26 protein-coding genes and 1 pseudogene are annotated in these 25,285 nt (G+C 50.1%); 11 read left to right on the forward strand and 16 right to left on the reverse strand.

Features of this window, described 5'->3' with window-relative positions:
- Positions 1–133 precede the first annotated feature (133 nt).
- Both ACYVB1_RS15180 and ACYVB1_RS15185 read left to right on the forward strand, forming a co-directional pair.
- A complete protein-coding gene (locus ACYVB1_RS15180; protein WP_460924633.1) occupies positions 134–2,650 on the forward strand; it encodes a PAS domain-containing sensor histidine kinase in 2,517 nt (838 codons plus the stop codon).
- 1,451 nt (positions 2,651–4,101) lie between these two features.
- Positions 4,102–6,219: a PAS domain S-box protein gene (locus ACYVB1_RS15185; protein ID WP_460924634.1), complete on the forward strand. Its 2,118-nt coding sequence runs from the start codon at positions 4,102–4,104 to the stop codon at positions 6,217–6,219.
- A gap of 270 nt (positions 6,220–6,489) precedes the next feature.
- On the opposite strand, the gene ACYVB1_RS15190 is transcribed toward ACYVB1_RS15185, so the two are convergent.
- Entirely contained in the window at positions 6,490–6,873 is a 384-nt protein-coding gene (locus tag ACYVB1_RS15190; protein ID WP_460924636.1) for a hypothetical protein, read from the reverse strand.
- 11 nt (positions 6,874–6,884) lie between these two features.
- Positions 6,885–8,192: a transposase gene (locus ACYVB1_RS15195; protein ID WP_460924637.1), complete on the reverse strand. Its 1,308-nt coding sequence runs from the start codon at positions 8,190–8,192 to the stop codon at positions 6,885–6,887.
- A 562-nt stretch (positions 8,193–8,754) separates the two neighbouring features.
- Between ACYVB1_RS15195 and ACYVB1_RS15200 the strand changes: the two genes are divergently transcribed.
- Positions 8,755–8,976: a hypothetical protein gene (locus ACYVB1_RS15200; protein WP_460924638.1), complete on the forward strand. Its 222-nt coding sequence runs from the start codon at positions 8,755–8,757 to the stop codon at positions 8,974–8,976.
- Between the two features lie 107 nt (positions 8,977–9,083).
- Here the strand turns inward: ACYVB1_RS15200 and ACYVB1_RS15205 are convergent, their stop codons facing one another.
- Complete coding sequence (locus ACYVB1_RS15205) at positions 9,084–9,371, reverse strand: hypothetical protein (protein ID WP_460924639.1); 288 nt, start codon at positions 9,369–9,371, stop codon at positions 9,084–9,086.
- Between the two features lie 325 nt (positions 9,372–9,696).
- Between ACYVB1_RS15205 and ACYVB1_RS15210 the strand changes: the two genes are divergently transcribed.
- Together ACYVB1_RS15210 and ACYVB1_RS15215 are read left to right on the forward strand one after the other, a co-directional pair.
- Positions 9,697–10,041: a hypothetical protein gene (locus ACYVB1_RS15210; protein ID WP_460924640.1), complete on the forward strand. Its 345-nt coding sequence runs from the start codon at positions 9,697–9,699 to the stop codon at positions 10,039–10,041.
- Positions 10,042–10,299: 258 nt separating this feature from the next.
- The gene (locus tag ACYVB1_RS15215; protein WP_460924641.1) at positions 10,300–10,707 is read left to right on the forward strand and encodes a DUF4625 domain-containing protein; all 408 of its coding nucleotides are present in this window, start codon (positions 10,300–10,302) and stop codon (positions 10,705–10,707) included.
- Between the two features lie 84 nt (positions 10,708–10,791).
- Here ACYVB1_RS15215 and ACYVB1_RS15220 read toward each other — a convergent pair whose 3' ends face one another.
- Both ACYVB1_RS15220 and ACYVB1_RS15225 read right to left on the reverse strand, forming a co-directional pair.
- Positions 10,792–11,016 carry a hypothetical protein gene (locus tag ACYVB1_RS15220; RefSeq protein ID WP_460924642.1) on the reverse strand — a complete coding sequence of 75 codons (225 nt, stop codon included), beginning with the start codon at positions 11,014–11,016 and terminating at the stop codon, positions 10,792–10,794.
- An 82-nt stretch (positions 11,017–11,098) separates the two neighbouring features.
- Positions 11,099–11,350: a hypothetical protein gene (locus ACYVB1_RS15225; protein ID WP_460924643.1), complete on the reverse strand. Its 252-nt coding sequence runs from the start codon at positions 11,348–11,350 to the stop codon at positions 11,099–11,101.
- 289 nt (positions 11,351–11,639) lie between these two features.
- On the opposite strand from ACYVB1_RS15225, the gene ACYVB1_RS15230 reads away from it, so the two are divergent.
- Positions 11,640–11,822: a hypothetical protein gene (locus ACYVB1_RS15230; RefSeq protein ID WP_460924644.1), complete on the forward strand. Its 183-nt coding sequence runs from the start codon at positions 11,640–11,642 to the stop codon at positions 11,820–11,822.
- Between the two features lie 16 nt (positions 11,823–11,838).
- A complete protein-coding gene (locus tag ACYVB1_RS15235) occupies positions 11,839–12,060 on the forward strand; it encodes a hypothetical protein (RefSeq protein WP_460924645.1) in 222 nt (73 codons plus the stop codon).
- A 150-nt stretch (positions 12,061–12,210) separates the two neighbouring features.
- Here the strand turns inward: ACYVB1_RS15235 and ACYVB1_RS15240 are convergent, their stop codons facing one another.
- The gene (locus tag ACYVB1_RS15240) at positions 12,211–12,600 is read right to left on the reverse strand and encodes a hypothetical protein (RefSeq protein WP_460924646.1); all 390 of its coding nucleotides are present in this window, start codon (positions 12,598–12,600) and stop codon (positions 12,211–12,213) included.
- Positions 12,601–12,738: 138 nt separating this feature from the next.
- Between ACYVB1_RS15240 and ACYVB1_RS15245 the strand changes: the two genes are divergently transcribed.
- Positions 12,739–12,930, forward strand: coding sequence for a hypothetical protein (locus ACYVB1_RS15245; RefSeq protein ID WP_460924647.1), 192 nt, complete (start codon positions 12,739–12,741; stop codon positions 12,928–12,930).
- A gap of 242 nt (positions 12,931–13,172) precedes the next feature.
- Here the strand turns inward: ACYVB1_RS15245 and ACYVB1_RS15250 are convergent, their stop codons facing one another.
- From ACYVB1_RS15250 to ACYVB1_RS15290, 9 genes are all read right to left on the reverse strand, one after another.
- Positions 13,173–13,637 (reverse strand): hypothetical protein, encoded by a 465-nt coding sequence (locus tag ACYVB1_RS15250; protein ID WP_460924648.1) that lies wholly within the window; start codon positions 13,635–13,637, stop codon positions 13,173–13,175.
- Positions 13,638–13,698: 61 nt separating this feature from the next.
- Entirely contained in the window at positions 13,699–14,016 is a 318-nt protein-coding gene (locus tag ACYVB1_RS15255) for a hypothetical protein (RefSeq protein ID WP_460924649.1), read from the reverse strand.
- 1,026 nt (positions 14,017–15,042) lie between these two features.
- Positions 15,043–15,486, reverse strand: coding sequence for a hypothetical protein (locus ACYVB1_RS15260; RefSeq protein ID WP_460924650.1), 444 nt, complete (start codon positions 15,484–15,486; stop codon positions 15,043–15,045).
- A 115-nt stretch (positions 15,487–15,601) separates the two neighbouring features.
- Positions 15,602–16,009 (reverse strand): hypothetical protein, encoded by a 408-nt coding sequence (locus ACYVB1_RS15265; protein ID WP_460924651.1) that lies wholly within the window; start codon positions 16,007–16,009, stop codon positions 15,602–15,604.
- Positions 16,010–16,011: 2 nt separating this feature from the next.
- Positions 16,012–16,245 carry a hypothetical protein gene (locus ACYVB1_RS15270; protein ID WP_460924652.1) on the reverse strand — a complete coding sequence of 78 codons (234 nt, stop codon included), beginning with the start codon at positions 16,243–16,245 and terminating at the stop codon, positions 16,012–16,014.
- 761 nt (positions 16,246–17,006) lie between these two features.
- The gene (locus ACYVB1_RS15275; RefSeq protein ID WP_460924653.1) at positions 17,007–19,052 is read right to left on the reverse strand and encodes a sensor histidine kinase; all 2,046 of its coding nucleotides are present in this window, start codon (positions 19,050–19,052) and stop codon (positions 17,007–17,009) included.
- A 915-nt stretch (positions 19,053–19,967) separates the two neighbouring features.
- Positions 19,968–20,189, reverse strand: a complete 222-nt coding sequence (locus ACYVB1_RS15280; protein WP_460924654.1) for a hypothetical protein — start codon at positions 20,187–20,189, stop codon at positions 19,968–19,970.
- Positions 20,190–20,728: 539 nt separating this feature from the next.
- Positions 20,729–21,046: a hypothetical protein gene (locus tag ACYVB1_RS15285; protein ID WP_460924655.1), complete on the reverse strand. Its 318-nt coding sequence runs from the start codon at positions 21,044–21,046 to the stop codon at positions 20,729–20,731.
- Positions 21,047–21,132: 86 nt separating this feature from the next.
- Positions 21,133–21,561, reverse strand: coding sequence for a hypothetical protein (locus ACYVB1_RS15290; protein ID WP_460924656.1), 429 nt, complete (start codon positions 21,559–21,561; stop codon positions 21,133–21,135).
- A 1,514-nt stretch (positions 21,562–23,075) separates the two neighbouring features.
- On the opposite strand from ACYVB1_RS15290, the gene ACYVB1_RS15295 reads away from it, so the two are divergent.
- Complete coding sequence (locus tag ACYVB1_RS15295) at positions 23,076–23,318, forward strand: hypothetical protein (protein ID WP_460924657.1); 243 nt, start codon at positions 23,076–23,078, stop codon at positions 23,316–23,318.
- A 19-nt stretch (positions 23,319–23,337) separates the two neighbouring features.
- Here ACYVB1_RS15295 and ACYVB1_RS15300 read toward each other — a convergent pair whose 3' ends face one another.
- Complete coding sequence (locus ACYVB1_RS15300) at positions 23,338–23,901, reverse strand: recombinase family protein (RefSeq protein ID WP_460924658.1); 564 nt, start codon at positions 23,899–23,901, stop codon at positions 23,338–23,340.
- A 441-nt stretch (positions 23,902–24,342) separates the two neighbouring features.
- Here ACYVB1_RS15300 and ACYVB1_RS15305 point away from each other — a divergent pair, with 441 nt between their 5' ends.
- Together ACYVB1_RS15305 and ACYVB1_RS15310 are read left to right on the forward strand one after the other, a co-directional pair.
- A complete protein-coding gene (locus ACYVB1_RS15305) occupies positions 24,343–24,591 on the forward strand; it encodes an integrase core domain-containing protein (protein ID WP_460924659.1) in 249 nt (82 codons plus the stop codon).
- A 74-nt stretch (positions 24,592–24,665) separates the two neighbouring features.
- Positions 24,666–25,206: pseudogene (locus ACYVB1_RS15310) on the forward strand (integrase core domain-containing protein); the annotation flags it as partial.
- Positions 25,207–25,285 lie beyond the last annotated feature (79 nt).

The following is a 25,285-nucleotide window of genomic DNA, read 5'->3' on the forward strand; positions in this document are numbered from 1 at the left end:
CCAAGGATTATGAACGCAGCACCAAGTCAGCCGAGACCATGATACAGATTACCATGATACACATCATGCTTAAGAAATTATCTAAATAAAATCAAAACAGCCTCTCATACAGTCTACCTAAAGATGAATACTAATGTTGAATAGCCTAAATTCCGCCCGGCAGGAGGGGAATGATGATCCGGCTTTGCCATTTCGCAAGGTTTTCGAAACGCTGCCTGGGCTGATACTTCTTCTATCACCAGCCCTTGTCATCGAAGCAGTCACCGATGCCTACCTACAAGAAACGTTGACGACGAGAGAGGGAATTGTCGGTAAGTATGTCTTTGAAGCCTTCCCGGATAACCCGGACGGGCAAGCGGCTTCCTCAGCCAGCCACGTGGGCGCGTCCTTCCAGCAGGTTATCTCCTCTGGAAAGCCGCACAAGATGGGTATCCTTCAGTATGACATACCCGACCCCGACAGGCCTGGCGGATTCATCGAGCGCTACTGGAGCACCACCAACACGCCCGTGCTGGGCGAGCAGGGTGAGGTGCTCTACATCATACACGAGACGACGAACGTTTCGGATGAAGGGAGGGCGAAAATCCTTCTGGAACAAAGCCGGAAAAGGGAGCAGGAAGCGCTGGCACAGGCCGAGCAGCAACGGCTGCGCCTGGAGCGCCTGTTTGAGCAGGCGCCTGCTGCTTTCGCCATGCTGGAAGGCCCGGAGCTGGTTTACAAAGTGCTCAACAACGCGTACCAGCAGCTCTTTCCAGGACGCCAGATGCTGCACCTGCCGCTTTTCGAGGCGCTGCCGGAGCTAAGGGATCAGCCCATCTACGAAATCGTGCAGCACGTCATCACCACAGGTGAGACCTTCGAAGGGAAAGAGGTGCTGGTTCCACTGGCCAGGTACGAGGGACAACCCTTAGAGGACATCTACTGGAACTTCATTTACCAGGCGCTCTATGACGCCGAGGGGCAAATCAGCGGCATGCTCATCTTCGCGCTGGATGTTACCGATTTTGTGGAGGCCCGCCGACAGGTTGAGAAAAGCGCCGAGTCCCTGCAGGCCCTGAACGCAGAGCTGGAGGAGCGGGTGAGGAGCAGGACCCAGGCCCTGCAAGTGGCGCAGGCGGAGACACTGCAACAAAAGCAGCAGCTCGAGGAGCTGTTCATGCAGGCGCCGGCGGCTATCACGATCCTGGACGGCCCTGATCTGGTCTTCCAGCTGGTGAATCCGGTATACCGGCAGATATTCCCTGGAAGGGACATCCAGGGAAAACCCTTACTGCAGGCCCTTCCCGAGGTAGAAGGCACCCCCATTCCCGCTGTTCTGGGCAACGTGTACCGAACAGGCGAAACCTATGTTGCCAATGAGCTCCCCCTGATGCTGGCCCGCCATGAGGGAGGCCCGCTGGAGGAGATCTTCTGGTCCTTCACCTACCTGGCCAGGCGCAATGGGGAGGGTGCAATTGACGGGGTACTGGTCTACGCGCACGAGGTGACCGGCCAGGTGGCCGCGCGAAAATCCATTGAGGCAACTGCGCAGCAGCTGCAGTTGATCACAGACTCGCTGCCTGTCCTGATCAGTTACCTGGACAGGGACGAGAAATACCGGTTTGCAAACAACGTCTATAACTCCTGGTTCGATCTGAAGGAGAAAAGCATACTTGATATGCCTATTGTCGATGTGATAGGAGATCAAGCTTACGAAAAGGTTAAGGCACATATCAAGCGGGCGTTAGTTGGAGAAAAAGTGAATTATGAGGCAGCCATGCCCTATAGGGAGGGGCTAAGGCATGTTCGAATCAGCTTTGTTCCGGATTTCCTCAACGGTGAGGTAATCGGGTTTTACTCCCTGGTGATGGATGTGTCCGACCAGGTCGCGTCCCGCAAAGCGCTGGAGGAGAGCGAGCGGGAAGCCAAGGGCACCGCAAGGGAGCTGGCGGCGGCAAACAAGCAGCTGACGCATATTAACGCGGACCTGGACAACTTCATCTACACCGCATCCCATGACCTGAAAGCCCCCATCTCCAACATTGAGATGCTGATGCAGGAGCTGCTCCTCGAGCTCCCCAAGCAGAGCCAGGAGCAAGGGGAGCTGAAAAAGATCCTGGGCATGATGGAGGGATCGATTTCCCGCTTTAAGAAGACCATCGAAAGCCTGACGCACGTCTCAAAGCTTCAGAAGGACGAGCCCAGCTTGGCGGAAGCGGTAAGCCTAGAGGAGGTAATAGAGGAGGTCCGCCTGGACATGGGGCAAATCATATCCAAGTCCGGGGCGCAGCTAGAGATGGCCATCGCCGGTTGTGACAAAATCATTTTCTCTAAGAAAAATCTTCGCAGCATCGTCTACAACCTGCTCTCGAACGCCATCAAGTACCGGGATCCGGAAAGAGATCTGGTTGTGAAGATCAGCTGCCGCGAAGAAGCGGATTTCACTGTGCTACAGGTGAGCGACAACGGGCTTGGGCTTAACGGGGAGCAGCAAAGCAAGCTTTTCACGATGTTCAGGCGTTTCCATGACCATGTGGAAGGGTCCGGCGTTGGGCTCTACATGGTGAAAAGGATGGTGGACAACGCCGGGGGAAGGATAGAGGTGCAAAGCACGCCTGGAGAAGGCACGGCTTTCCAGGTTTACATGAAAAACCAGTGTTGGGGACATTAAGCTCACCTAAATCTTGCTTATGCTTGAGTGCCTCGGCCTGAACGCTTCACCTATTTCACTGGATGTATTCTCTTGTTCTGTTATTCATCTCATGAAGTCCTTCTTTTTCCGGGACAAAAGCAAGCATGGGCAAGCAAGAACAAGCATGGGCAAGCAGGAGCAATGTTGGGTAGTGAAGAGCAAGCGGAAGCAATACCGAGGTTGATCTTCAAAACCTGTAGCGGGAAAACGGCGGTATCGTGAGACAGCTTATCCCGGTGGCCACCCCGTCCCACGTTGCTTTTTGTTGCTAATTTGTTATTAATCAGTGGCTTGTTCCTGAAACGGGCACAGTAGAGGCGTTAAGTGATGGCAGAACATCGTTTTTAGGACTGAAGGCAAGCTTTTGCTGCTGAAAGCATGCCTTCTATAGCTGGATGCTGAAGGATTGATATAGAAAACTGTCAACTTTTTTCAGGACGAGGCAAGGAGATAATACCAAAGTTCGCTAGGGACCTGACCACAACCCGCCTCCGCAAGCTTGCACGGGTCGTGACAGAGAGCACCCGCAGGTTGAAGCCCATCAGGGAAGTCAAGCAGGAAGCACAGCTTGAAGTAACTATAGAGGACTTTTACAGTGTAGAGTAAGCTCTTGACTGGCTTTCCTCAAAGTAGCTGCCTTACTTGGCCATAATCACAGCAAAACTGTTAAACCGCAAATAAGCAGCTGTTTCTGTCCTGTTAGTGCAGAAAAAGTGTTGAACCAGTGTGAGTCATCAGCGCTCCTACCTCACGTCAGCGCTTACCTGCTATACAGCGAGAGTACATACAGCAAGGGCTTCTTTTTAAATCTCAAAATTCCACGTTTTGCGGGACATGCTACCTCAGGACAAGACACCCGCTCTATGTACGCTTGATCATACCTCCTTACTTATCTCATTGATCCGGGGTTTCGCGGGACAAGCCTGTAAGGGGCATTCGCCGTGCCTGCCATGCATATAAGCCTGCTTTGGACGGGTACTACCCATAACAGGCACGGAGGGATCATGAAGTATCTTATTGCTGCACTACCTTGAGCACCGCCTGCAGACCCTGCCCCTCCAGGCATAAGTAGTACAACCCACTGGAGCGCATTTGGCGAGAAAAATTAAGCTCCACCTCTTTTGTCGGGCCAGGCAGGCTTAATTTTTCTCCAGCCACCTCCTTACCCGGCGGTAAGAATAGCGTATAGGCAAGCTCCCTTCCCTGAAAAAATTAATCATTGCAAGTACTTTTACCCTGTGAAGCGGTGAAACTTTTATCGACCGAAACAGTTATAGGAAAACTTTTCTTCCGTTTACTTAAATTTGGTGGTTTCCCATTGCAGAAACCCGCACTCCATGTCAAGTACAGACCCATCGCCAGAATTCTTGTGCAAACCTAGTGTTGCAGCCATCTTTAACACTGCTCAACAACAAGCACGAAAAAAATTAATGAGCGGGACCTCTCTGGAAGAGGTAATGGACACGCTTGTTCTTTCCCTGGAGAAAGCCTATCCATCTATTTTTTCATCGGTGTTGCTCTTGAACAAGGATACGCTATATCATCTAAGCGCCCCAAGTTTACCAGAAGCGTATTCTAAAGCAATAGACGGAACCCGAATTGGGCCTTCCGCTGGCTCTTGTGGTACTGCAGCGTTTACCGGAGAGCGGGTAATAGTAAAGAGCATCGCCACGGATCCTAAGTGGGCAAATTTTCAGGTAGCCCTGAAGCACGGCTTAATGGCTTGTTGGTCGCAACCTATTCTTTCTTCAACAGATGAAGGGGTGTTGGGGACTTTTGCTATTTATTATAAAACCGAAAAAGCTCCCTCAGAGGAAGAAATTCTTTTACTGGAACTGGCTGCTAATTTGGCAGGCACAGCCATTGAATGGGGCATGGTTCTGAAAGATCGCCACGATCTGGAAGAAGAGCTAAAAGAATCAAACGCAGCCCTCCAGGCCCTGAATAGTGATCTGGAAAATAGAATTCAGGCCCGCACCCAGGAACTGGAAGATCAGAATTACCTTACCAAAACTATCACCGACAATGCCACGGGTGCGCTCTTTATGATGGATGCCACCGGCTATTGTACGTTCATGAACCCTGCGGCGGTGGAGATGGTGGGCTACACGTTTGAAGAAATACGGACAAAGCAGCTGCATTACTTGATTCACCACCATCGGCCAGATGGCTCCCACTACCCACTGGAAGAATGTCCGTTAGACAGGGCGCTGCCCCAGAATTTTGAAGTACGGGCCCATGAAGATTTGTTTTTCCGGAAAGACGGTACTTCTTTCCCGGTTTCTTGTGCGGCCAGCCCTATTTTTGATGAGAACGGAGTGCCTATTTCTACCGTGATTGAGGTACGCGATATTACAGAAGAGAAAAAGAACCGCCAGGAACTAGTGGAAACGGTAGCGCAAATGCAAACCCTACTGGCGGCAATGCCCCAGATAGCCTTTACCGCCACCGTAGAGGGTGAACTGGACTATGTGAACGGACATTGGCGGGAATATACCGGACAGCCTAAAGCAGCTGTCTTGGGGGAACAATGGATAGGAGCCTTGCACCCTGAGGATAAAAACCGTTCTGCCGCAACCTGGGCGAATTCTATCCACACAGGGCAGGATTACGAAATTGAGATTAGGGTAAGACAATGGACGGGCGAGTACCGGTGGTATCTGACCAGAGCTATTCCATTGCGCAATGAGAATGGCGAAATCCTCAAGTGGTTCGGGACCGCTACCGATATCCATGAGCAAAAGCTGCTGATTGACCGCTTAGCCGCAACCCAGCAGGAGTTGCAAAGCATGAATGATGAACTTACCCAGAAAAACAAAGACCTGGAGCGCACCAACGCTGATCTAGACAACTTTGTCTATACGGCCTCACATGACTTGAAATCCCCAATTGCCAATTTGCAGGGTCTGGTAAAAGCCCTTCAGGAGGAGTTGCATGATTTGGGCACCCAAACCGAACCGGTAGAACCTTTGCTGCTCATGATTGAGAAAGCAATTGTGCGGTTTAAGAACACTATTGATGAGTTAACGGAGATTTCCAAGATTCAAAAGCAGGTGGAAATAGGCCAGGAAATGGTAAACCTGGAGGAATTGATTGAGGAGTTTAGAGTGGTGAATGCCGAACTGATCTGTTCCAGCAAAGCCACCATTACCACTCAGGTGGCTGCGGCCCCATCCATTTGTTTCTCCAAAAAGAACCTCCGCAGCGTATTGTATAACCTTCTAAGCAACAGCATTAAATACCGCCATCCAAACCGTGAACCAGTAATAAATGTCTCTACTGACACCTTCGGGAATAACGGTATTGTGATTACCATTGAAGACAACGGTTTGGGAATAGAAGAACAGCACTTAAGCCAGGTTTTTGGCATGTTTAAACGGATGCATCAGCATGTGGAGGGATCTGGGGTGGGCTTATACATTGTAAAGCGCATTGTAGAGAATGCGGGCGGAGAAATTACGGTTGAAAGCAAGGTAGAGGAGGGAACAAGGTTTGAAATCCGGCTGCATAATGTCGCCCTTTGTGAGATTCCCGTTAAGGAAAAGTAAAGGTTTCCTTCCCCCTCCTGATAAGCGAAGAGGCCCCTAAAACTGACCCTGTTGGAGGCAGGAAACCCGGTAAAGAAATCAAGGTAAAGCTGTAGGATGCAGGAACGAGTTACTTTATCAACTCTGGGAAGGGAAAATGCAGTGACAAGTCCATCAACCGCACCTCTATTACCTGACAACGAGCGTCAACGATGCCAGAGTAACGATTCGCAACGGCCGGGCAAAAAGAAGCAAGGAGCTGCGGACGGATCCTGTTGGACATAAAAGCCGTTATAGTGCATTGGAAAGCCGTAGTTGAACGGCAAATTTGCTGTGGGAATAACGTAAAAACACATAGAAGTTAGCTCCAGAGTTATTTGGAATAACTTTAAGGAAAAGGACACTATCGGTGTCGAGGCTGTAAAACAAACTGTTTGCCTGTTGCACAACCCTCGTGTACCTTCTGATTTCTATTCCTTTTTCCACGGCTAGCTCCTGGTCTGGCCAAAAATTGAAGCAAAAAAAGACCGCCTGCTCTGGTCTGGGCAGCACCATGACGGCTGTCTGGCTCCTTCTGGGGGTAAAGTGCAGCAATTTCTGCAGGTTATATGCCGCGGCGGCAACCAGCATTCCTTTGTGGGCCAGTTCTAGCCCCCGGGTGTTGATTTTGCGCATGCCCATGTGGTTTAATAATGTGCCCAGCACCGCAGGCGTTTCATGCGCCGGCCCCAGCGGCTGCGTGTGCGGGTGATCGTGCGTTCGTACTCGTCGCGGTAGGAGGTGATGGCAATTCTCTTTTCGGGTAGCTTGCCGCAGCAGCCCGCTTTTAAGGGGCAGTCCCTGCAGTCCTGGCGGGTGGTTCGGTATAGCCTGGAGTGGACCTTGTTGTCTTTGAAGATCTCCTGGCGGAAGGCGGCTATCTTGCCCTCAGGGCACAGGAAGAAGTCCCCTTCCCGGTGGTAGGTAAAGCCTTCGGGGCCGTTCCTGTACTTGCCGTGGGGCGGGATAAAGGCTGCGATGCCCTCTCGCTCCAGCAGGGCGTAGTTCTCTCCTGAGGAGTAGCCCGTGTCGGCCAGCAGCGAAGTGCACCTCAAGCCGAGTTGGCCGAGCCGCTGGGTGAGCCCACCGAGCAGCTGCGGCAGACAGCGGCTGTCCTTGCGGTCGGCGTGGTCGGCCAGCACGTGCGTGATCACATGGCGGGAAGCATCGACTGAAAGCTGCAGGTGATAGCAGAGCCTACGGGCCTTGCCCGGTTTGACGGCGATGCGGGCTTCGGGGTTCACGGGCGAGTAGTGGGTCTTGTTGGAGGTGTACTTGGCCCCCTTGTTGAAGCCGCCCGGACGCAGGTTTTGCTCCACGCGCCACTTACGGTGCAGGTAACCGAGCACGTGCAGTTGCTGCTGGCTGACCGTGAGGGTGCGCTGCTCCAGCGGGGCCTTGTCCTGCCGGGCCCGGCGGTCGGCGCTGCTGAAGGTTCTCACCTGCTGGAGGCGGGCCTCGAGCTGCTCTTGGGGAACCTTCAGCTCCAGCGACCCCATCGAGGCGTTGGCTTTGATCAAAGCTGAATCGATCGCCTGGGTGTGGCCTGACACCATACCGGCGTCTGCGCACATGGAGAGCACGCGCGTGAAGACCTCCTCGAAGAGCGCTGTTGGCAGCAGCTGTCGGGTGCGAGACAGGGTCGAGTGCCAGGGCAGGGGCTCGTCTAACTGGTAATCGAGGAAGTACAACAGGTCCAGCCGGAGGTTACAGTGCTCGATGAGCTTTCGGTCACTGGCGATATTCTCCGGGTAACTCACCAGGCAGAGCTTGAAAAACACCACCGGGTCGATGGACTGCTGGCCGCAGCGGCCGTAATAAGGGGCTGTCAGTTCGTAGAGAAACGAAAGATCCAGCCTGTCCTTGAGTCGCCGGTAAAAGTTGTGAGCCGGCACGTGCGCCGAGAGCGAGAAGCACAGTTGCCGCTCGTCCTCGAAAGTTTTCCTGCCCTGCATCCTGCCATCAATTTGGTACTATCCTGTTTTACGGTTACATTCAGTGGGTTGTGCAACAGGCACACAGTTTAGACTACACTCTCTATTCTGCGGAATAAGATGAGAGATTAAAGCAATTCATATTATTATTCCGTCCCCTATACCGTCCCCCGAAATCAAAAAAGCCTTGTAAGCTATTAGCTTACAAGGCTTTATATGTTGTTGATGTACCCAGAGCCGAACTTCTTAAGGTTTTCAACGATTTTATGAGTCTGATAATGTGCTTTAACTGCATCTATAGCAATGTGCTTACAAATTATAATGTGTGTTAACAAATTTTAGCCTAAATTTTGCCACCTTTTTTGCCACCCTATATTTCTGAAGCAAGAGGAGTTAGCTTCAATAAAATCACGGTATGAAGCCAATCATACTTGCTTAATTGAACATAACATGTGTTATGCTATCCCTCTTAAGGCTGAGAGGGGGTGGTGCTTTCGGGGCGGGTAAGTTTAAAGCACTTTTATATGTAAACAAACTGAGGCAAATCCGTACAAGCGCAGGTCACCAACGTTTGAATACACAGATGAGACCGGAGTCTATCACCAGCCAGTGGTACTACAATTATGTGGTCGCACGAATACAGCAGCTTCAGGATGCTGCACCTGACACGCAGGATGCAGAGGAACTTAGGAGACTGACAGAGCTGCAAGAAGAGTACGAGATGAGGGTAGCTGTCATACGCAGCAATGCAGCGGAAGAACCCCTGCGCCGGCTGAAGGCACAGCCAGTGCTCCAGCTGGTTTAAACCCCGTGCCACCCGGGAACAGTACTGCAGGATGAGAGGCCTGTGCTTTGGCGTAACAGGAAAGGTGCTGCATTGCAAGCAGGCAATCCCCTAGTCACAATAAAAGACTAAAGACTGCCCAGGGCCCTCAGCTGTTTCTCAAAGTCGCTGTGCAGCATCAGCACGGCGGACAGGCCGGCTGTTCGGGAGAGCCTGAAACGCATGACCAGGTCCGGGTCCTGCATGCTCTGGTAATAAAAAGAGCGCTGCCCGATGTGGGGCAGCTCCGTGGCGGCCACTTTCCGGAAGTTGCGCCTGAAGTAGTCTGCCGACATGGCCTTGGCTTCCCCATTGTGCTGGTACCTGATGTAGCCCCCCTCCAGGAAAGGCAGCACGTGCTCATTGAACTTCTCCATATGCTAGAATCTATTAACTATGGCGAGGCCAGATTGGCGTGTGCCGCAGGTCCAGCCCGTGTCAAAGACATCCTAATACAAGATAAACAGCCTTAGGGTTACAAGCCGCCCCGGCGGGAAAGATGAACAGTTCCCCCACCGGTGCACGCACCTGAGGCAATTTTCCACAGAGTGTGGAGACAGACCCACAGTTCACCCATTGCTTCCACACTTCCCGTCTTTTTGCTGTTTCCCTGTAAAGCCTTGAGGACCTTGCATTAAGGGCGTTTTAGCTGCTTTGGCACGGTTCTGCTATTGCATGAGGCAGAACATAACAAATAAGACTATGAAAAAAGTAACTTTTCTGGCAGCAGCCATCGCATTAGTAGGAATGTCTTCCCTTGAGGCAAACGCGCAAACCACAACCCCGCAGGAGCAGACTCCGGCTGCGCAGCAGGGACAGGAAGAGAATAGAGAGAAAGTGACGCAGGACCAGCTCCCGGAGCCGGTAAAGGCGGCCCTGAAGAGCGACACCTACAAGGACTGGACCGTGGGGGACATCTATGTCATTAAGCCTGCCGCAGGGGCCACTGAAGGCGCCGTGGTTTACGAGGTAATGATGACCAACGCGCAGGGCCAGACAGGTACTGTCAGAATGGACGAGAAAGGCGGCGACGCCTCTAAAAAGTAGTGAACGAATAGGTAAAACTGTTATTAAAAAGCCTTCGCTTTGCGGGGGCTTTTTTCTTGCCTTCCCACATCATGAAACAAAGGGAAGGCAAGGTGCATTGCCATGTATAGCCGGAGAGGTAAATGAGACCTCACGCAGGTTTCGGCAACCTTACTCTCTGGGTTTCGCTATACTGTTCTTGTCAGCATACTCCAAAACAGAGGCTGCTGCTAAATAATTTTATATTTTAATTTTCTATTACTTTTAACTTTTACAGAGATGAGAAAAATCAATTGGCTCTTTTTAATGGTGCTTTCCTTTTCATTCCTTGCCTGTGATGACGATGATGAAGTAGCGCTCGACACTGTTGACCCGACCATCACCATCACCTCCCCAGCTGCCGGTGCCACTTTTGCAGCAGGCGACGTGGTCGAGCTGAGAGCGGAGATCAGGGACAACATGGGCCTTGAGGAGGTAAGGGTAAGCGTGACGGACCCGGGTGGGGTTGAGCGACAAGTGAATGACCAGAGCATTAATGACTTCCTCAACGACAACAGGGAGAAGGACCTGGATGTGGACATCACGCTGGATGCTAATGCGTCCGCCGGTGCTTACATCATCCGGGTGACGGCCATAGACGAGCAGGAAAACGAAGCCTCGCAGGCGGTTACCGTTTCCGTACAGTAAGCCATAACCAGACGAACAGGTTTATAGGAAAGGCTCCTCAACAAGAGGAGCCTTTCCTATTTTATGAAGGATAGTGTAGTGATTTTAGCGCACCCTGCCTTTTTCAAGCTGCTCGAGTTGCATGAGCAGCTTCATATCGTGGCAGGCCCCGGCTTCACCGGCTTCGCGTTCCCGCTCGTCGGGCACTCTCTTTTCGTGTGGGGCAATCCTGCTGTGCAGCACCCCCAAGTGACGGATGTAGCGGTTGATTTGGCCGATGAGGAACCTGTAGAACTCGGGGTTCTCGGTGGCCTGGTCCAGGAACGCCACCTTCTGTGCTTCCGCGTCCCTGATTTCACCATGGTACTATGCTTGCACCTTCTGAGTAACAGACAGCACAACCAAAGCCAGCCTATGCAATCAGTTCAACCCTGGAGCCCTCTGCAGCCGTCTCCATGGCAATGTGCTGGTGCCGGGGGGCACTCTCCGCATTGCCCCCCGGCACCAGGCGCAGGATAGGGGCAGGGCAGGAAGCAGCGTCGGGTTTTCGCACCCAGCCGTACCCTCTGTCCGGCTCTTCTTTATTACTCAGAAGCAGAACAAAGGCGCTGCACAGGGTGCACACCAACAGTATAATGCCGGTTAAGGTAAGAGCTGTCGCCATATTTCAGGGGAGGATTGTTAGACATTAATTAATATATAACGATATACGAATGTTTTGGTGATGGGTTACGCCTCCGGGTACCGGTCGTGAGTCTGAGCCTTGGCGGCTCATAAATAGGTGTAATGAAAGACTTCACTACTAACATTTGGATGCTTTTGGTATGTAAACCCTTCTTTATGATAAGGTCTGTTGTTAGCTGGCAAGTATCATTGAATAAAAAGAGGGCTTAACAATATATCCACCTTTTGCTATATTGCTCGTATAACTGTACTTCTATCCTATGCACAACATGAAGTTATACAGCGAGCAAACACCCCTGCAGAAGTTTATAAGACAGCATGTTACGAGGGTAATCATCTACGGAGGGTTTGCCCTTGTTTTCTACTGGATTGCTAATGAGCTCATTGAGATACAGCAGCAGAGGGAGGCAGCAAAGGCGCAGGTAATGAAGCAGACTATAACACACCACTAAACTATCAGCCTTACTCATGGGAAACCCAGCATCAGCAAACGAGCATTACAAACGGATTCTCCTGGAAACGCTGAATAACGAGAACCTGGAAAAGAACATGGAGGAGGTTGAAGAGGCGATAGCTGAAGTTGACAAGCTTATCAAAGAAAACCAAATGCAAGGCAAACAGACTTCTACTCTCTCTAACGTCAAGAATGAGCTGTACTACCTGAAGTACCAGATACTCGAGCGCAATTAACAGAGCTGTAAAGGCAAAACTTAGAAAGGCAGGAGACAACTTCCAGAAATGCAGACACGCCACAGGCCATCGAGCAGCCTGTTCCCGAATATGCATTCAGACAGACATACCCGTTAAGTAGGCCAAGACACTCTTCCTTCTATGCTGCCCTTATTCAGGCTTTCTGCCTAAGCTCGTGCTGGCATTAATGAAGCCCTTTAGCGTAGCGTAGTCAAAGGAGCCGTACTCAATGGACTCCACCCCGTAGAAGAAGGCGTGTAGGGAAACGAGCATCTCCTGTATCAGAGGCACCTCCAGCCCCGTCTCAGAGCCGGCAGGCTTTATCAGGATGCCCTCCTGCTGAATAAAGGCTGTGAAGGTACTTATCTTGCCGCTCTCCACGAGGGCCTCGTGCTGCTGAAGCGTTTTCTTTAGTTTAGCTGTCAATTTGTTTGCCTTGTTACTGTGCCGGGTAATGTCCGGGCGTGTCAGTAGAACACTGTTCCCGGGCCGAAGATTCACAGACAGGTATTGCTTTGGCTTATATTTATACCGGTTCATCTTCTAGTATAAGATGGATAAGCTAGGAGGTGCAATAAAAGCAAAAGCCTTTACGGGTAAGTGCCCTCACATTTCAATGTTGCGCCACCTTTTCAGGTTTAACCCGTACATAACAACAGTTACACTTTACATTAGACCATGCTAGAGTACGAAAAAACCATTCTGCTGAAGGTGAGCTTCGACAAGACACTGTTTGAGAAGGAGTTAAGGAAGGCCTTCCGGTTCCTTGGGAAAGAGGAGCTGCGGCAGCTGAAGCAGTGGTGCTACGAGAAGTTCTCCGGAATGTACCTGCTCACCCTTAACCGGGTGTTCGCAAAGACACAGGTGTGAGAGGCGAAAACCGGCAAGTATCAATTCTAAAATGCCAGGCTCTGATATAAGCTATACTTCACTACCTGCCAACGCAAATCATGGCTTTGGCTATACCATTTCCGTCTTCAAGGAAAACACCACCGCTGTTCCTCTTTACCTTCTGCCGATAGCCCATGCCTAATGCCTAAAAAGAAGAAAGGCAAAACCTTTCAGTACTTGCCTTTCTTCTTTCTATTTCAGTTAAACAGCAAGGAGGCCGATTACATAGTAGTAGTTCCTGTAGTACCACCTGTAGTAGTGCCAGTTGTACCTCCAGTGGTTGTACCAGTTGTAGTAGTGCCAGTTGTACCTCCAGTGGTTGTACCAGTTGTGGTACCTCCAGTAGTAGTTCCTGTAGTTGTACCACCAGTAGTAGTTCCTGTAGTTGTACCACCAGTAGTAGTTCCTGTAGTTGTACCACCAGTAGTAGTTCCTGTAGTTGTACCACCAGTAGTAGTTCCTGTAGTAGTACCAGTTGTGGTTCCTGTAGTAGTGCCAGTTGTGGTTCCGGTTGTACCTCCAGCGGTAGTACCATAAGTAGTCGTACCGGCCGTAGTACCTGTGGTGGTCGTGCCGTAATCCGTATCTGTACCAGTGCCCGTGTTAGACGGTGTATCTGTGCATGATGCTAAAACAGTAGCTGCTACAAAGGCAGCGGCATATAAATTTACAAAAGTCTTTTTCATTGCTTTAATGTTGATAAATGAGAAAACACTAACTCAGTTTCCGATTACTATTAAGAAGTATCTAACCTCCAGTAGTAGTTCCTCCAGTAGTACCACCTGTGGTTGTTCCTGTAGTGGTACCTCCAGTGGTAGTTCCAGCAGTGGTAGTTCCAGCAGTGGTACCTCCAGTGGTAGTACCTGCGGTGTCCATATCCATTCCTGTTGTAGTTCCTCCGGTAGTTGCCTCTTCGGTACCCATTCCTGTTGTAGCCCCACCTGTTGTTGTGCCGTTTTCATCCATTCCTTCAGTATTGTTCTCTGTGTTGTTTCCGCACGAGGTCATGAGAAGAGACGCAGAAAGGAAAGTTGCCGCCAGTATAGGAGTGAAGTTCTTTTTCATAGCTGTTAAAGTTTTATTTTTCAAAGTCTCTTGCTTTACGATTATTTGTTTCATCTGTTGTTATACCGCAAAGCTTATTTGATATGCGAACAGTTAACCTCCTTTATGAAAAGGAGTAACATACTATAAAAAGCACAGGCTGCCTAAGATAGGCAGCCTGTGCTCCACTAACTAGTTTTTGCAGTAATCATATACGCAGCAGGTCCTAAAAAGTGCCCTGTTTTGAAATATCTCCTTTCTGCTTAGTCTGCCATAGGCGATGATCCTTCTGAAAGTTAATTTAGAGCTGCGAAGGAGTGTGGAAAGCTTTCAGGCCATCTCTTCACTAATGCCAACACGTCTGTTGAAATTCGCCGGAGCAGCTTGAAGGATCACTCTCCGATCCCAAAGTTGAAAACAGTTGAATTTAGTTAAGATGCTGTATCCCAGAAAATGGGGATTCTTGGGATGTATTTGTAAGGGAGAATCAAAACAGCATTGTCTCTTGGGGATGATACCTGCTGGGCACTTTTTGTGGCACTTTTTGTGGCACTTTTTGTGGCACTTTCAAACTGCCCGGAAGCAGTTTGAAAGTGCTCTGGTTGAAATGCAGTCCCGGAAAACGTGGAAATATGAGAGATAAGTGTGGCAGTAGTTGCTTAGGACAAGTTGTGAGCATGAGCCCATAACGAGCGTTATGTTCAATGGGAGCCGTATGTAGAAAGGCTTTTCTGGTATTCCAAAATTTGCTGCTTTGTCTCGTACTATGTGGTAAAGCTGTGTCAATTAGAATTGGTTTCTCACACGGTAAATCGGCTACAGGATAGACATATTTTACATCAGCGGCTGTTTGTCACACAACAAAATGATAGTAGTCTGTTCATATAATTATGAAAAAGCTAAAAGCCAAACTGCTCTTAAAGTAGCAGCCTGGCTTCTCTAGAATTAACCATTAAGTTTTTACCTCTTCAGCACTACTTTAATACTTTGAGCCGATGATGCTGTGCTTAAGCGAGTAAAATAAATTCCCTCTCTCATGCCATCACTCTACTGCCCTGAAAAGCGTGTCGTGGTAGTAGCGTGCCCCGCTGTTTTCGAACCGTTGTCAGGGCACTCTGCCTCTTCTATCTCCGTACCCCATGACATCACCGAGTCACCGATGGACGTAATCTCATAGGTCTGCAGAAGGCCGTTCCTGGTAAGCTCGATGTAGTTCCTGCCGTTGCTTTCCAGCAGCGTGTAAAGGCATTGCGTAGTGGTGCCTGTGCCATAGGTTATGGTTACCCTGTAGCCATCGAAGTCAAATAGGGTTCCACTACTGTCCACCTCCTCATGCACCAGCTGGCCGGAGGCATCATAGTACCTGTAGCTCTGGCTGACAGTCAGCCATGCACCCTTCAGCTGGTCACTAACACCGGGAGCTGGCGCCACTTCTTTGCAGGAAAAAAGGGCAAGGAAGAACAGGGAGGGGAGCAGGCGCAGAGGCTTCATGTCTTTAACATATTAACTTCTTGCAATATATAGAATTCAGAGTTATATTCACAAGTGCAAGTGGCATTAGATAGAGCAGCATCACACCTTAACGCGCTCTTTGCGTTAAAGCACTTTATGCCATCAGCCAGCGCAGCGCCTGTGTCTTCCTGGGGAAGGCCCGAAGCTCTAGGGGCAATAGGACAGCAGCCTGCATTTCCCTGTATATGGCCTCTACTTTACCCTCTGTAACGGTGTCTGTTGCCATTACCAACGCGGCTTTCTCTACAGGAGCAGGTAACAGCCCTACTGCCAGCTGTGCCATCATAGCCCGGTATTCCCTTTCCGTCATCTCCACATGGTTGCCGCCAAAGTCCAGCAGCAGTCTTCTGAACCTGTGCTCCCTGGAGCAGGACACAATGGAAACAAAGATCTTTTTAACCTCCGAAACACGGAGTTCTCTCTGGTCTTGTAGCGCCACGTACAACATGTCCGGTGCGGTGGCGTAGCTCAGGTGAAAGAACGAATCACTGTACAGTACCATACCTAAACACCTACAAATACTTTCAGCAACTTGGCTACCCCTCCGGCAGTTATCTCGTCACCTGCTCCACTCAGCTGTTTAAGCCTCTCCAGAATAACAGGGTTGGAAAGGTGCATGCTGTCCTTGTACAGCCCATTGAGGAAGAAGCGGCAGTAAGTGTGGTCTTTACAGAATGAGGTCAGGACGATGAGGTCGCAGTCCCTGAGCCTGTCTGAAAATTCAGTTAGCTCGCTCATATCAGATAAGTCCCTGTCTTAAGAATATACGGGCAGTTCCCCCTACTTCTTCAAATTGAAACAAAATATAACAAATCATTCCCATAACTGGTGTTTCGTACATAAATCACATGCAATAATATAAACATACAGGTAAAACCAAAGTAATTTATTAGACTAGTTCACAAGCAGGAAGCCTCATGCGGCTCGTACATAACATGCCGTAACCTGCACCACTTCTGTACACTTTTCTTGAGCTTGCAAGCCTCATACTCCCTGTGCCCCCTGAATGCATTGAGCTCATTTTCCTGCCTGTTGCGTATAACATACACCTTCTGCAAATAACGGGAATCGAAGCTTTAATTCTATTAAGATGAATTGTATTATACTATGTAAATGATAGCATTATTAAAAATATAGTTGAATTATTTTGCTAAATACAAAGCAGGACTGGTACCTTTATGCCTGGCTAATGGCTTTTAACCAAAGTCATTAGTTCATGTTTGGTTTGTAATCAGGATGATAGGGTAGTCGGTGGCTACCCTTTTCTTTTTACTGCATGCCATAGCCGACAGCGGCGCAGCTTCTGTGTAGTATAAAGCAAGGAAGGCTCCTCATCCCGAGGAGCCTTCCTTGTTCTATAACGTAGGTTATATTCAGCAGGAATGCGGCTTTTGAGATTTGACAATGTGTGCTCACAGCATAGTTGTGCAGTAGCCACGTAGGTGCTTTGAAGGGATACCCCATAGCAAACAGAATGCAAAAGTTCAGAAAACCATGCCTCAGCGCTTGAAACTGACACTGAAGGTAGAACCAACACCTACCTCACTTTCAACCCCTATGGAGCCTCCGGCATTCTCCACAATCCTTTTTACGATGTAGAGGCCCACGCCAGAGCCTTCCACATGGTCGTGCAGGCGCTTGAACATGGAGAATATTTTATACTCTTCCGCCATGTCCATGCCCAAGCCATTGTCTTTTACTGAAAGAAGCACATGGTCAGGTGCGCTCTTGGCTGTTACTCTGATGTGAGGCCTTCGCTCAGGCGAACTGTATTTGAGTGCGTTGCTCAGCAGGTTATAAACTATGCTCCTCATGTTCTTGGCGGAGAAGTGCACGAAGATAGCATCCGGAGCCAGATCCGTTTCGATCTGTGCATCGGCTGCTATTATCAAAGGCTCAAAATCGAGCAGCACTTCTGCCACTATACCAGCTAAGTTAACATTCCCCACGTCATTTTCCGCCTGCCTTTGTATTTTAGCGACATCTGACAAATCTGTGACTGTTTTTTTGAATCTGTTAACTGAGCCCTGGATCAGGTCAAGCACACGCTTGACCGCTTCAGACTCCAGCACTTCCACCGGCAAGTCCTCGACCAATGCAAGCATCAAACCCTCTATATTCGAGATGGGCGCCCTTAGGTCATGGGAGGCTGCGTATACGAAGTTGTCCAAGTCGGCATTGGTGGCAACCAGTTCTTCGTTCAGTGCTTCTACAGATTGCCTGTACCTCACCTGCTGGCTAACATCTATGGCCACAGCAATCACCCCGCTGATAACTCCCTGCGAGTTGCGCAACGGATGGTATATGAAGTTCAGGTACACTTTCTCCCGTTTCCCATTGCGCTCCAGCAGCAAAGGCAGTTCGTTCGCGATAAAAGGCTCACCGGTATCGACTACAATATCAAGAAGCTGAATAACCCCCTGGTCTGCTATTTCGGGAAGCGCCTCTATAACAGGTTTACCCAGAACATCTTCAGGGCTTCTTCCCCAGATTTGGCATACCTCTGGGTTTGCCAAATCTAATACATAATGAGGCCCCCTTACAATAGCTATTCCCACTGGCGCCTGCTGAAAAACCTCTTTCAGGTACTCCTGCTGCTTGGCGAGCTCTTCCCGTGCCTGCACGCCCGTGATGGATGTGGCTATGTGGCTTGCAAGTAAAGTGTGGAACCCCCCGTAGTCAGCGTTATACTCCAGCCTTGGGCTTATACCCGCTATGAAGAAGCCCAATAGTGCCTGGTTCTGTCCGGGCCGCATCACAGGCAGCACGGCAACCTGCTTGACCTCATGTAACGTGTCTTTCTCCTGACCTGCTTCTGTGCTCCCGCCAGGACGGTCCAGCAGAGTCATCCGGCAAGAAGCCAAAACGTCAGCAAGCGCCCACTCTGATCCGGGTTTTGCCAGCTTAATTGAAGGCGGGACAGCACTGTCACCTGTATCGCCTGCCTTGCCCAAGAGGGTGGCCGTTGTAGCTGAGCCGTTCAGCAGGTAGACCAAACAGAAGGGGACGTCCTCTTTGTTTTGGAGGAGTATGTCGCAGATTTGCTGCCCGGCCTGCTCTAGAGTCTGAGCCTGGTTTATCTTCTCAGAGATATCCTTCAGCGATTTCAGGCGCCGCTCGCCAAGCACTGTGCTGGTCACCTCGCTGCAGGCACAGAAGATCCCGTTAACATGCCCACTGTCATTGAAGGCTGGACTATAGGAGAAAGTCCAATAGGTTTCTTCCGGAAAGCCTTTCCGCTCCAGGGTGAGCGGCAAGGCTTGGGCATAAAAAGGGCTTCCTCCCTTCAGTATATCATTTACCACCACCCCCAGTTCCTCCCATACCTCCGCCCACACTATACGGGCCCGTGCGCCTAAAGCCTCTGGGTGCTTGTTGCCTAAGGCAGGCAGGTAGGCGTCATTATGAAACATGTAGAGTTCCCTAGACCACCAGATGAACATGGGGAAGCTTGAATTGAGCAACAGCCGGACATTTGTCTTCAGGCTCTCAGGCCATTGTGCAGGTGGCCCCAGTGGGTGGCTATCCCAATTAAAGGCCCTCATTAGCGCGCCCATTTGTCCTCCACCCTGGAAGGTGCTTAATGAATCACTATTCAGAGAATTACTGCTTGTTTTGTGCATGAAGGTGTGTGCTCGGTTCCGGTGTTGCAATTTAAATTAAATCCGGCATAGAGAGCTACGGATTGAACATTGTATTGTCCTGATATAGATTGACAAATGTAAATCCCAGAAAACGTGGAGTTCTTGGGATGTAAGGCAGTGGTTAAATCTAAAGGCTCTGTAGATTATACTTTTTGCCACATGCTATAAAGTTTCTCGATTCAGCTGTACCCTAACCACGGTGAACTCAAGCTCAGCCAAGCTAAAGCCAAGGCCATCCAAGGTGAACCCAAGGTCATCCAAGGTGAAGCCAAGCTCCAGCCAAGGTGAGGCCAAGCTCAACACAAGGTGGAGCCAAGGTGGAGCTACTTTAGGATGGTGATAAAGGTCCTATGATGCGCAAGATTTCCCGTAGTTCAGCCCTTTTGATAACCTGTAAAGCGGCTTTGTAGAGCAAAAACAGGCGTTTTCTGCAGGTTTTTCAGCAGGAGCAGGTGCTTTCCCGCTACTTCAACCGCATTTTGTATGCACTTTCAACGCCTTTTAGCGTGTAAAGCAGCAATACAGAACTCGCTCCCTTGCCTGGTGCCTTAGATGTAGCGGTAAAAGATGGTCTTGTGTATGCCCATCGCGAAAATGTACCGGGAAACGGGCTGTTCTTGGGGTGTATCTGTAAGGTTGAATCTAAGAAGGATGTCTCTCTTGAAAGCTACCTGGTGTGCACTTTTTGTGGCAGTTTCAAACTGCACGGATGCCGTTTGAAACTGCCTTGGTGAAATACTCTTCCAGAAAACATGCTGTTTTGAAGATAAATATAGGACTTGCTTAGGGTGGATGCGCAATAGCAAGCCAGAGCCTTTATTGGTACGCCTCTACAAGAGCATTTGTCTTCCTTAGCTCTTTCTTCAGCTCTAGGGCAATGTTCAAGGCTACCTTCAGCCCGCGCCGGTACTCGTCGCTGTTTGTTTGCCGGAGCCACTTTACCTCTACGTTGCAGTTGTTTATGTCGAGCTCTAGGGCGATAAAGTCCATGTCAGTCAGGGAGATTGTCACCAGCTCCTTCGGGAGTCTGTTTTTCATGATGTGCTTGTGCTGCGGAAAAGCAAAAGGGGCTAAACCTGTGAGGCAGCCCCTTTTGCTTTTCCTTTATGTGTCTACTTCTCCCTAACAGCGGGGCCGGCAAATGAGTTTACTCCGGGAGCCATTGGCTTAGCGATTCGGGGTGTTGAGCCTGTAGAATGTGCGGTTCACGGATCGCACCAACCTTGGCAGGCTCTTCCTGTAAAAGCAAAGAGAGATGAATTTCCCAACAATCTCTGAAGCTATGAAAAAAACTACAGGGGCACTGTCTTTCAAAGGCGGTGCCTCTTTGTTTGAAGCCTTAAGGGGAGCATGAGCTGTAAGAGGAGATTATCAGGGAGCGGCGTGGCAAAAGGGTTGAGCAGCAAGCATGTTTTTATAAACAAAAAGCCGAGGAGCGCACCCACTGCACCTCGGCTTCTGTCATTTTAACCTTAAAATCACACCAAACTAACCAACCAATTCCGGTGCAATAAGAAAAGCTTTCCCTTAGTTACGGAATATATCCCAGGAAGGTGGCATCTATTCTGCAATCGACGCTAAAGCTTGACTATAATTAAGTACTGGTACTTTGCCTGATGTCGCCCATATAGCAATGCTATGGCACTGTTCAGCGATTCCCTAGCCGTGAGGCATGAGTGCCCTGGGGGGGTGAAGGTGTGGTCCAGGAACCTGCCAGGGCTGTCGAGAGACCTGAGCACCCACCACTGCGCGGCCTGCTCCTGCACTAGGGAGCGGTGGCAGGCACACACCACTTCCCTGCCCTCCGCCTCCATCTGCTGCTTTGCCCTTTCCATCTCTTCGATATCTCTAAAAGCACCTAACATGTAACCTGTCTGCAGGTCAATCCATTTCATTGTGTTTTTCCCCCACAGTTATATCACAACCTCTAGTTGTTGTTGACGTCTTAGCGCAAGCAGGTGGAGCGTGCACTGGCAGTAGGTTAGAACCTGATATCTGCTATCCAGTCGGCTGCCTCCTTGTAGGTCTTGAACTCGCCTATCTCCACTGTCCTGCCGGTTCTCCCTTTGATTTCCTCTTCAAAGGCGGCCTTGCTGAGCATGCCGGTGGCGTTGACCAGCGCCAACAGCCGGAGCCTTGAGTTTGCCACGGCATGGGCGAGGCAGCCCAGTGCCCACTGCTGCTCTCCTGCAGAGACTCCCTCCAGCCCGCTCGAGTCCTGAATCCAGCTGCCCACCTCCATCCTGTGGACCCACTCCACGGACAGGTCGATACCGGCGCGGAACTGCCCGGCAGAGGGCGCAGCCAGCCACTCATAGTGCATCAGCCCCAGGTTGCTGTCCACCCACACGTGCAGGTAGGGGCTTTCATACTCATATATGCCCTCGGGCAGTAAGTTTGTCCAGCTCATGTTTGTTTAGGGTGGCATCAAGGACAAAGGCGCATGGCCTGCCATCCAGGATGCTGTTTGTGCTAAGTTGCTTTCGGTTGTCCGCTATGGTTTGGGCAGGGCAGTTGTTGCCTGGTGCGCTGTTGCAAATGAAGGACAAAATGGCAATACGTCCTGTGCTATGAAAGACGATTTGACGCCTGATTGTAACATGGAGAGTAAGTGGCAAAAGGAGCCTGCTTAACCCGAAAAGGCTTACTCATGGGACTTAGCAAACATTTTTTATGGTATAAGCAGCAATGAGTGTAACATTGCCATGAAGAAATATAAGCCATGAGCGTACATCCCATGACTCTGTACAGCTATCCGCACATTGTTCAACCTATGCTGGTTCGGTCACATATTTAAAGAGCGCAGAAGCTCTTCATGTAGAGATCAGCTTCTCAAGATGTGTCTGTAAGGGAGAGTTCAAGAAGGATGCCTCTCTTGTAAGATACCTGCTGTGCACTTTTTGTGGCACTCGAGTGGGACAAAAACTACTTCATTTTCTTCATAGTTTCACCTTACAATTTTGCTTGCAGACAGGTAAAAACAGCCCTTTTGATGCAGCAAACCACTATAAGCACACTTAAACCTGTGATTCAATCCGCTGAAGCACGCTTTGCCGCAGGGACAAGCCAAAACCACGTGTGGCACTTTTTGTGGCACTTTTTGTGGCACTTTTTGTGGCACTTTCAAACTGCCCGAATGCAGTTTGAAAGTGCCTTGGTGGAATACTTTTCCGGAAAAGGCGTAGAGCAGTAGGTTTGAAGCACAGACTATGACGGTTGAACAATTTAACTCCAGCTCATTTGACCACAGGAGAAAGCTTGTGTGGACACCAGGCCGGTTCCTCTTAATACACCAGAACAGCATCTGTAAGGTTGTGCTTTACAGCATGGAAGGCTTTTTCGCGGAGGTATGACTCTCTTCGAGAAACAACGGGATTATGCTAATCAACGGGTTTGACAGCCATCAGCACCTGGACCCCTACCTGGAGGAGGTTGATACATCAGAGCTAATAAGAGTCGAATAAAAGGAAATCCCTCACATGGAGCACTAACGCTTCTTTATCTTCCCCTGTTTTGCTGTATAAAAAGGGAGCTTGGGATGTAATGTAAGAGAGAATCTAAGCGGGAGTGGCTCTTGGGGATACTACCTGGTGTAGCACTTTGTGTGGCACTTTGTGTAGCACTTTGTGTAGCACTTTCAAACTGCCCGGGTGCAGTTTGAAAGGTGTCTGCTGCTGGCCCGGCAAAAGAAAAGGGCAGCCATCGGCTGCCCCTTCATCCAGACCTCAACTAACAATAAATGAAAAAGCTCTTCTCAGAGTTAGAAGGCAGACACAAATGTAGCTATATTAATTCCGGCCTGAGCAGAATAGTGCTGTTGTTTTCCGGCCACTGCGGGAATCTTCTATAATGATAGAGTCTCTGTAGCCTCAAATGTGCTTTAGCGCATGTACCTACAGAGGTGAAACGCGTATAGTACTTAAGATGGATATACAAGAGTTCAACTCCATGCCCTTGGCCGCTAAGGTAGCAATCCTGTGTATGCAGGGCACCTTCCTTGGGACCTGCGCAGAGGGAGAGCACATCCTGGTGCTTTACCACCTGGGCCAGGTGTTCATCGAGATGCGATACAGTGCTAAACTTGATAAGATTGTGCTGGTGCAAAGCTTTACCAGCCATACGCTGCCCGAGCCCTACCTGGATACAGTTGAGCTGCCGCAGTTTTAACACTCCCTTTCACACTGACTCAACTTATACTTTGGATATAGCGGTAGCAGGTAGTCCTGCCGATGCCCAGTATCTTTGCTATCTCCTCCACTGTCTTTGTTCCGGACTCAAAAAGTATCTTGGCTGATTTAGCCTTCTCCATGGCTGCTTTTGACAGTCCTGCTGGCCTGCCGCCTTTTCTTCCCCTTGCCTTGGCTGAATCCAATCCTGCCTTTGTTCTTTCGCGGATGATTTCCCGCTCAAACTCTGCCAGTGAGGCGAAGATGTTGAAGGTGAACCTGCCGGTGGGCGTGGCGGTGTTGATGCCGTCCTGCAGGCTCACAAACTCCACCCCTCTTTCCTTGAACTCCGACACCAGGTCTATCAGGTCCCGCAGCGACCTTCCCAGCCTGTCCAGTTTCCACACCACCACCGTGTCACCGGAGCGTAGCTGCGAAATCATCTTCTCCAGCTCCGGACGCTCCTTGCTTTTGCCTGATTTCTTCTCTCTGAATATCTGTTCGCACCCATGGCGGGTGAGGGCGTCCAGCTGCAGCTCAAGCTTCTGGTCCTGGGTAGAGACCCGCGCGTATCCTATCTTCATGTCTGTACCATTAACTCATCCCAAAAATAGAAAAAGATTTTGATTTCTGGGACGGCAAAACGGGACGTCATACAGGCTGCAGGAGCAGGTGCCGCAGAAGGTTCCACGATCCCAACATTCCCACGTTTTCCGGGACGAGCATTTCAACCAGAGCACTATCAAACTGCACCCGGGCAGTTTGATAGTGCCGCCAAAAGTGCCGCCTGTCCCTGCGGCAAAGCATGATGGAAATCCAGTAATTATTGTCCCACAGAAGTGCTGTCAAAAGTGCAGCGCCAGGTAGCATCTCACTATGCCCGCATCGGCAGGCTGGAGCTGGAGAAAGAGTTCTTATAAAAAAGCCATGGCAGGCTCGGACTCTAACAGGAGGCGACTGCCTGCCATGGCAAGCCTGCTATAGTCAACTCCGACCAGGGCAGCCAGTTCACCTGCAAAGAGTGGGTGGGGTATCTGAAGGGAGAGGGCATCCGCATCAGCATGGACGGCAAGGGAAGGGCGCTGGACAACGTTTACATCGAGCGGCTGTGGCGGACGCTGAAGCGGGACTACGTTTATCTGAATCCTGCAAAGGATGGATGGGAGCTGTATCAGGGAGTGAAGAGCTTCTTCAGTTTATACAACCATGAGAAGCACCATCAGGGGATAGGAAGACAGATTCCGGTTGAGGTATATGAGCAACAGGCAGCTTGAATTGGGCAGTGACAAGTAGAGAATCAACTTAGAAACAGCACAGAGTGGTCCTGCAAAGAGGAAATACTATAGCGACCTTCATCGACACCTACAGCAAGGTGGCGCACGCGAAAGTCTATGATAGGAAGAATGCATTGGTGGCGGCCGATATGCGCAATGACAGAGTGATTTCTTTATATGAGCAGCACGAGATACCGCTACTGCGCATCCTCACTGACCGGGGAACGGAATACTGCGGGGCCAGAGAGCGCCACGAGTACCAGCTTTATCTGGCCATTGAGGACATTGATCACTCCAGGACAAAAGCAAGGAGTCCGCAGACCAACGGCATCTGTGAGCGTTTCCATAAAACCATGCAGGACGAGTTCTATGCCATCGCCTTCCGCAAAAAGGTCTACAGCGGTCCGGAGGAACTGCAAAGGGACCTGGATGTGTGGCTGGGCCATTACAACAGGCAGGTACTGCTTCGGCAAGACTCCATACCAGACTTTTATAGACGCTATTCTCTTGGCTAAAGAGAAAATGTTACATACTTTAGCTCAAGACCCTGTCAAACATTTTTTCGGAACCAGACCTTTCACCTCAACACGAAGGGATGGTGCAGAAAAAAAATGAGCCCGACTACGCGGGCTCAGGCAACACTACTTTTGGGCAGATACCTGTCAGATAAGCCGCAACTGTCAGACTATATCTT

The organism is Pontibacter brevis (assembly GCF_054779655.1).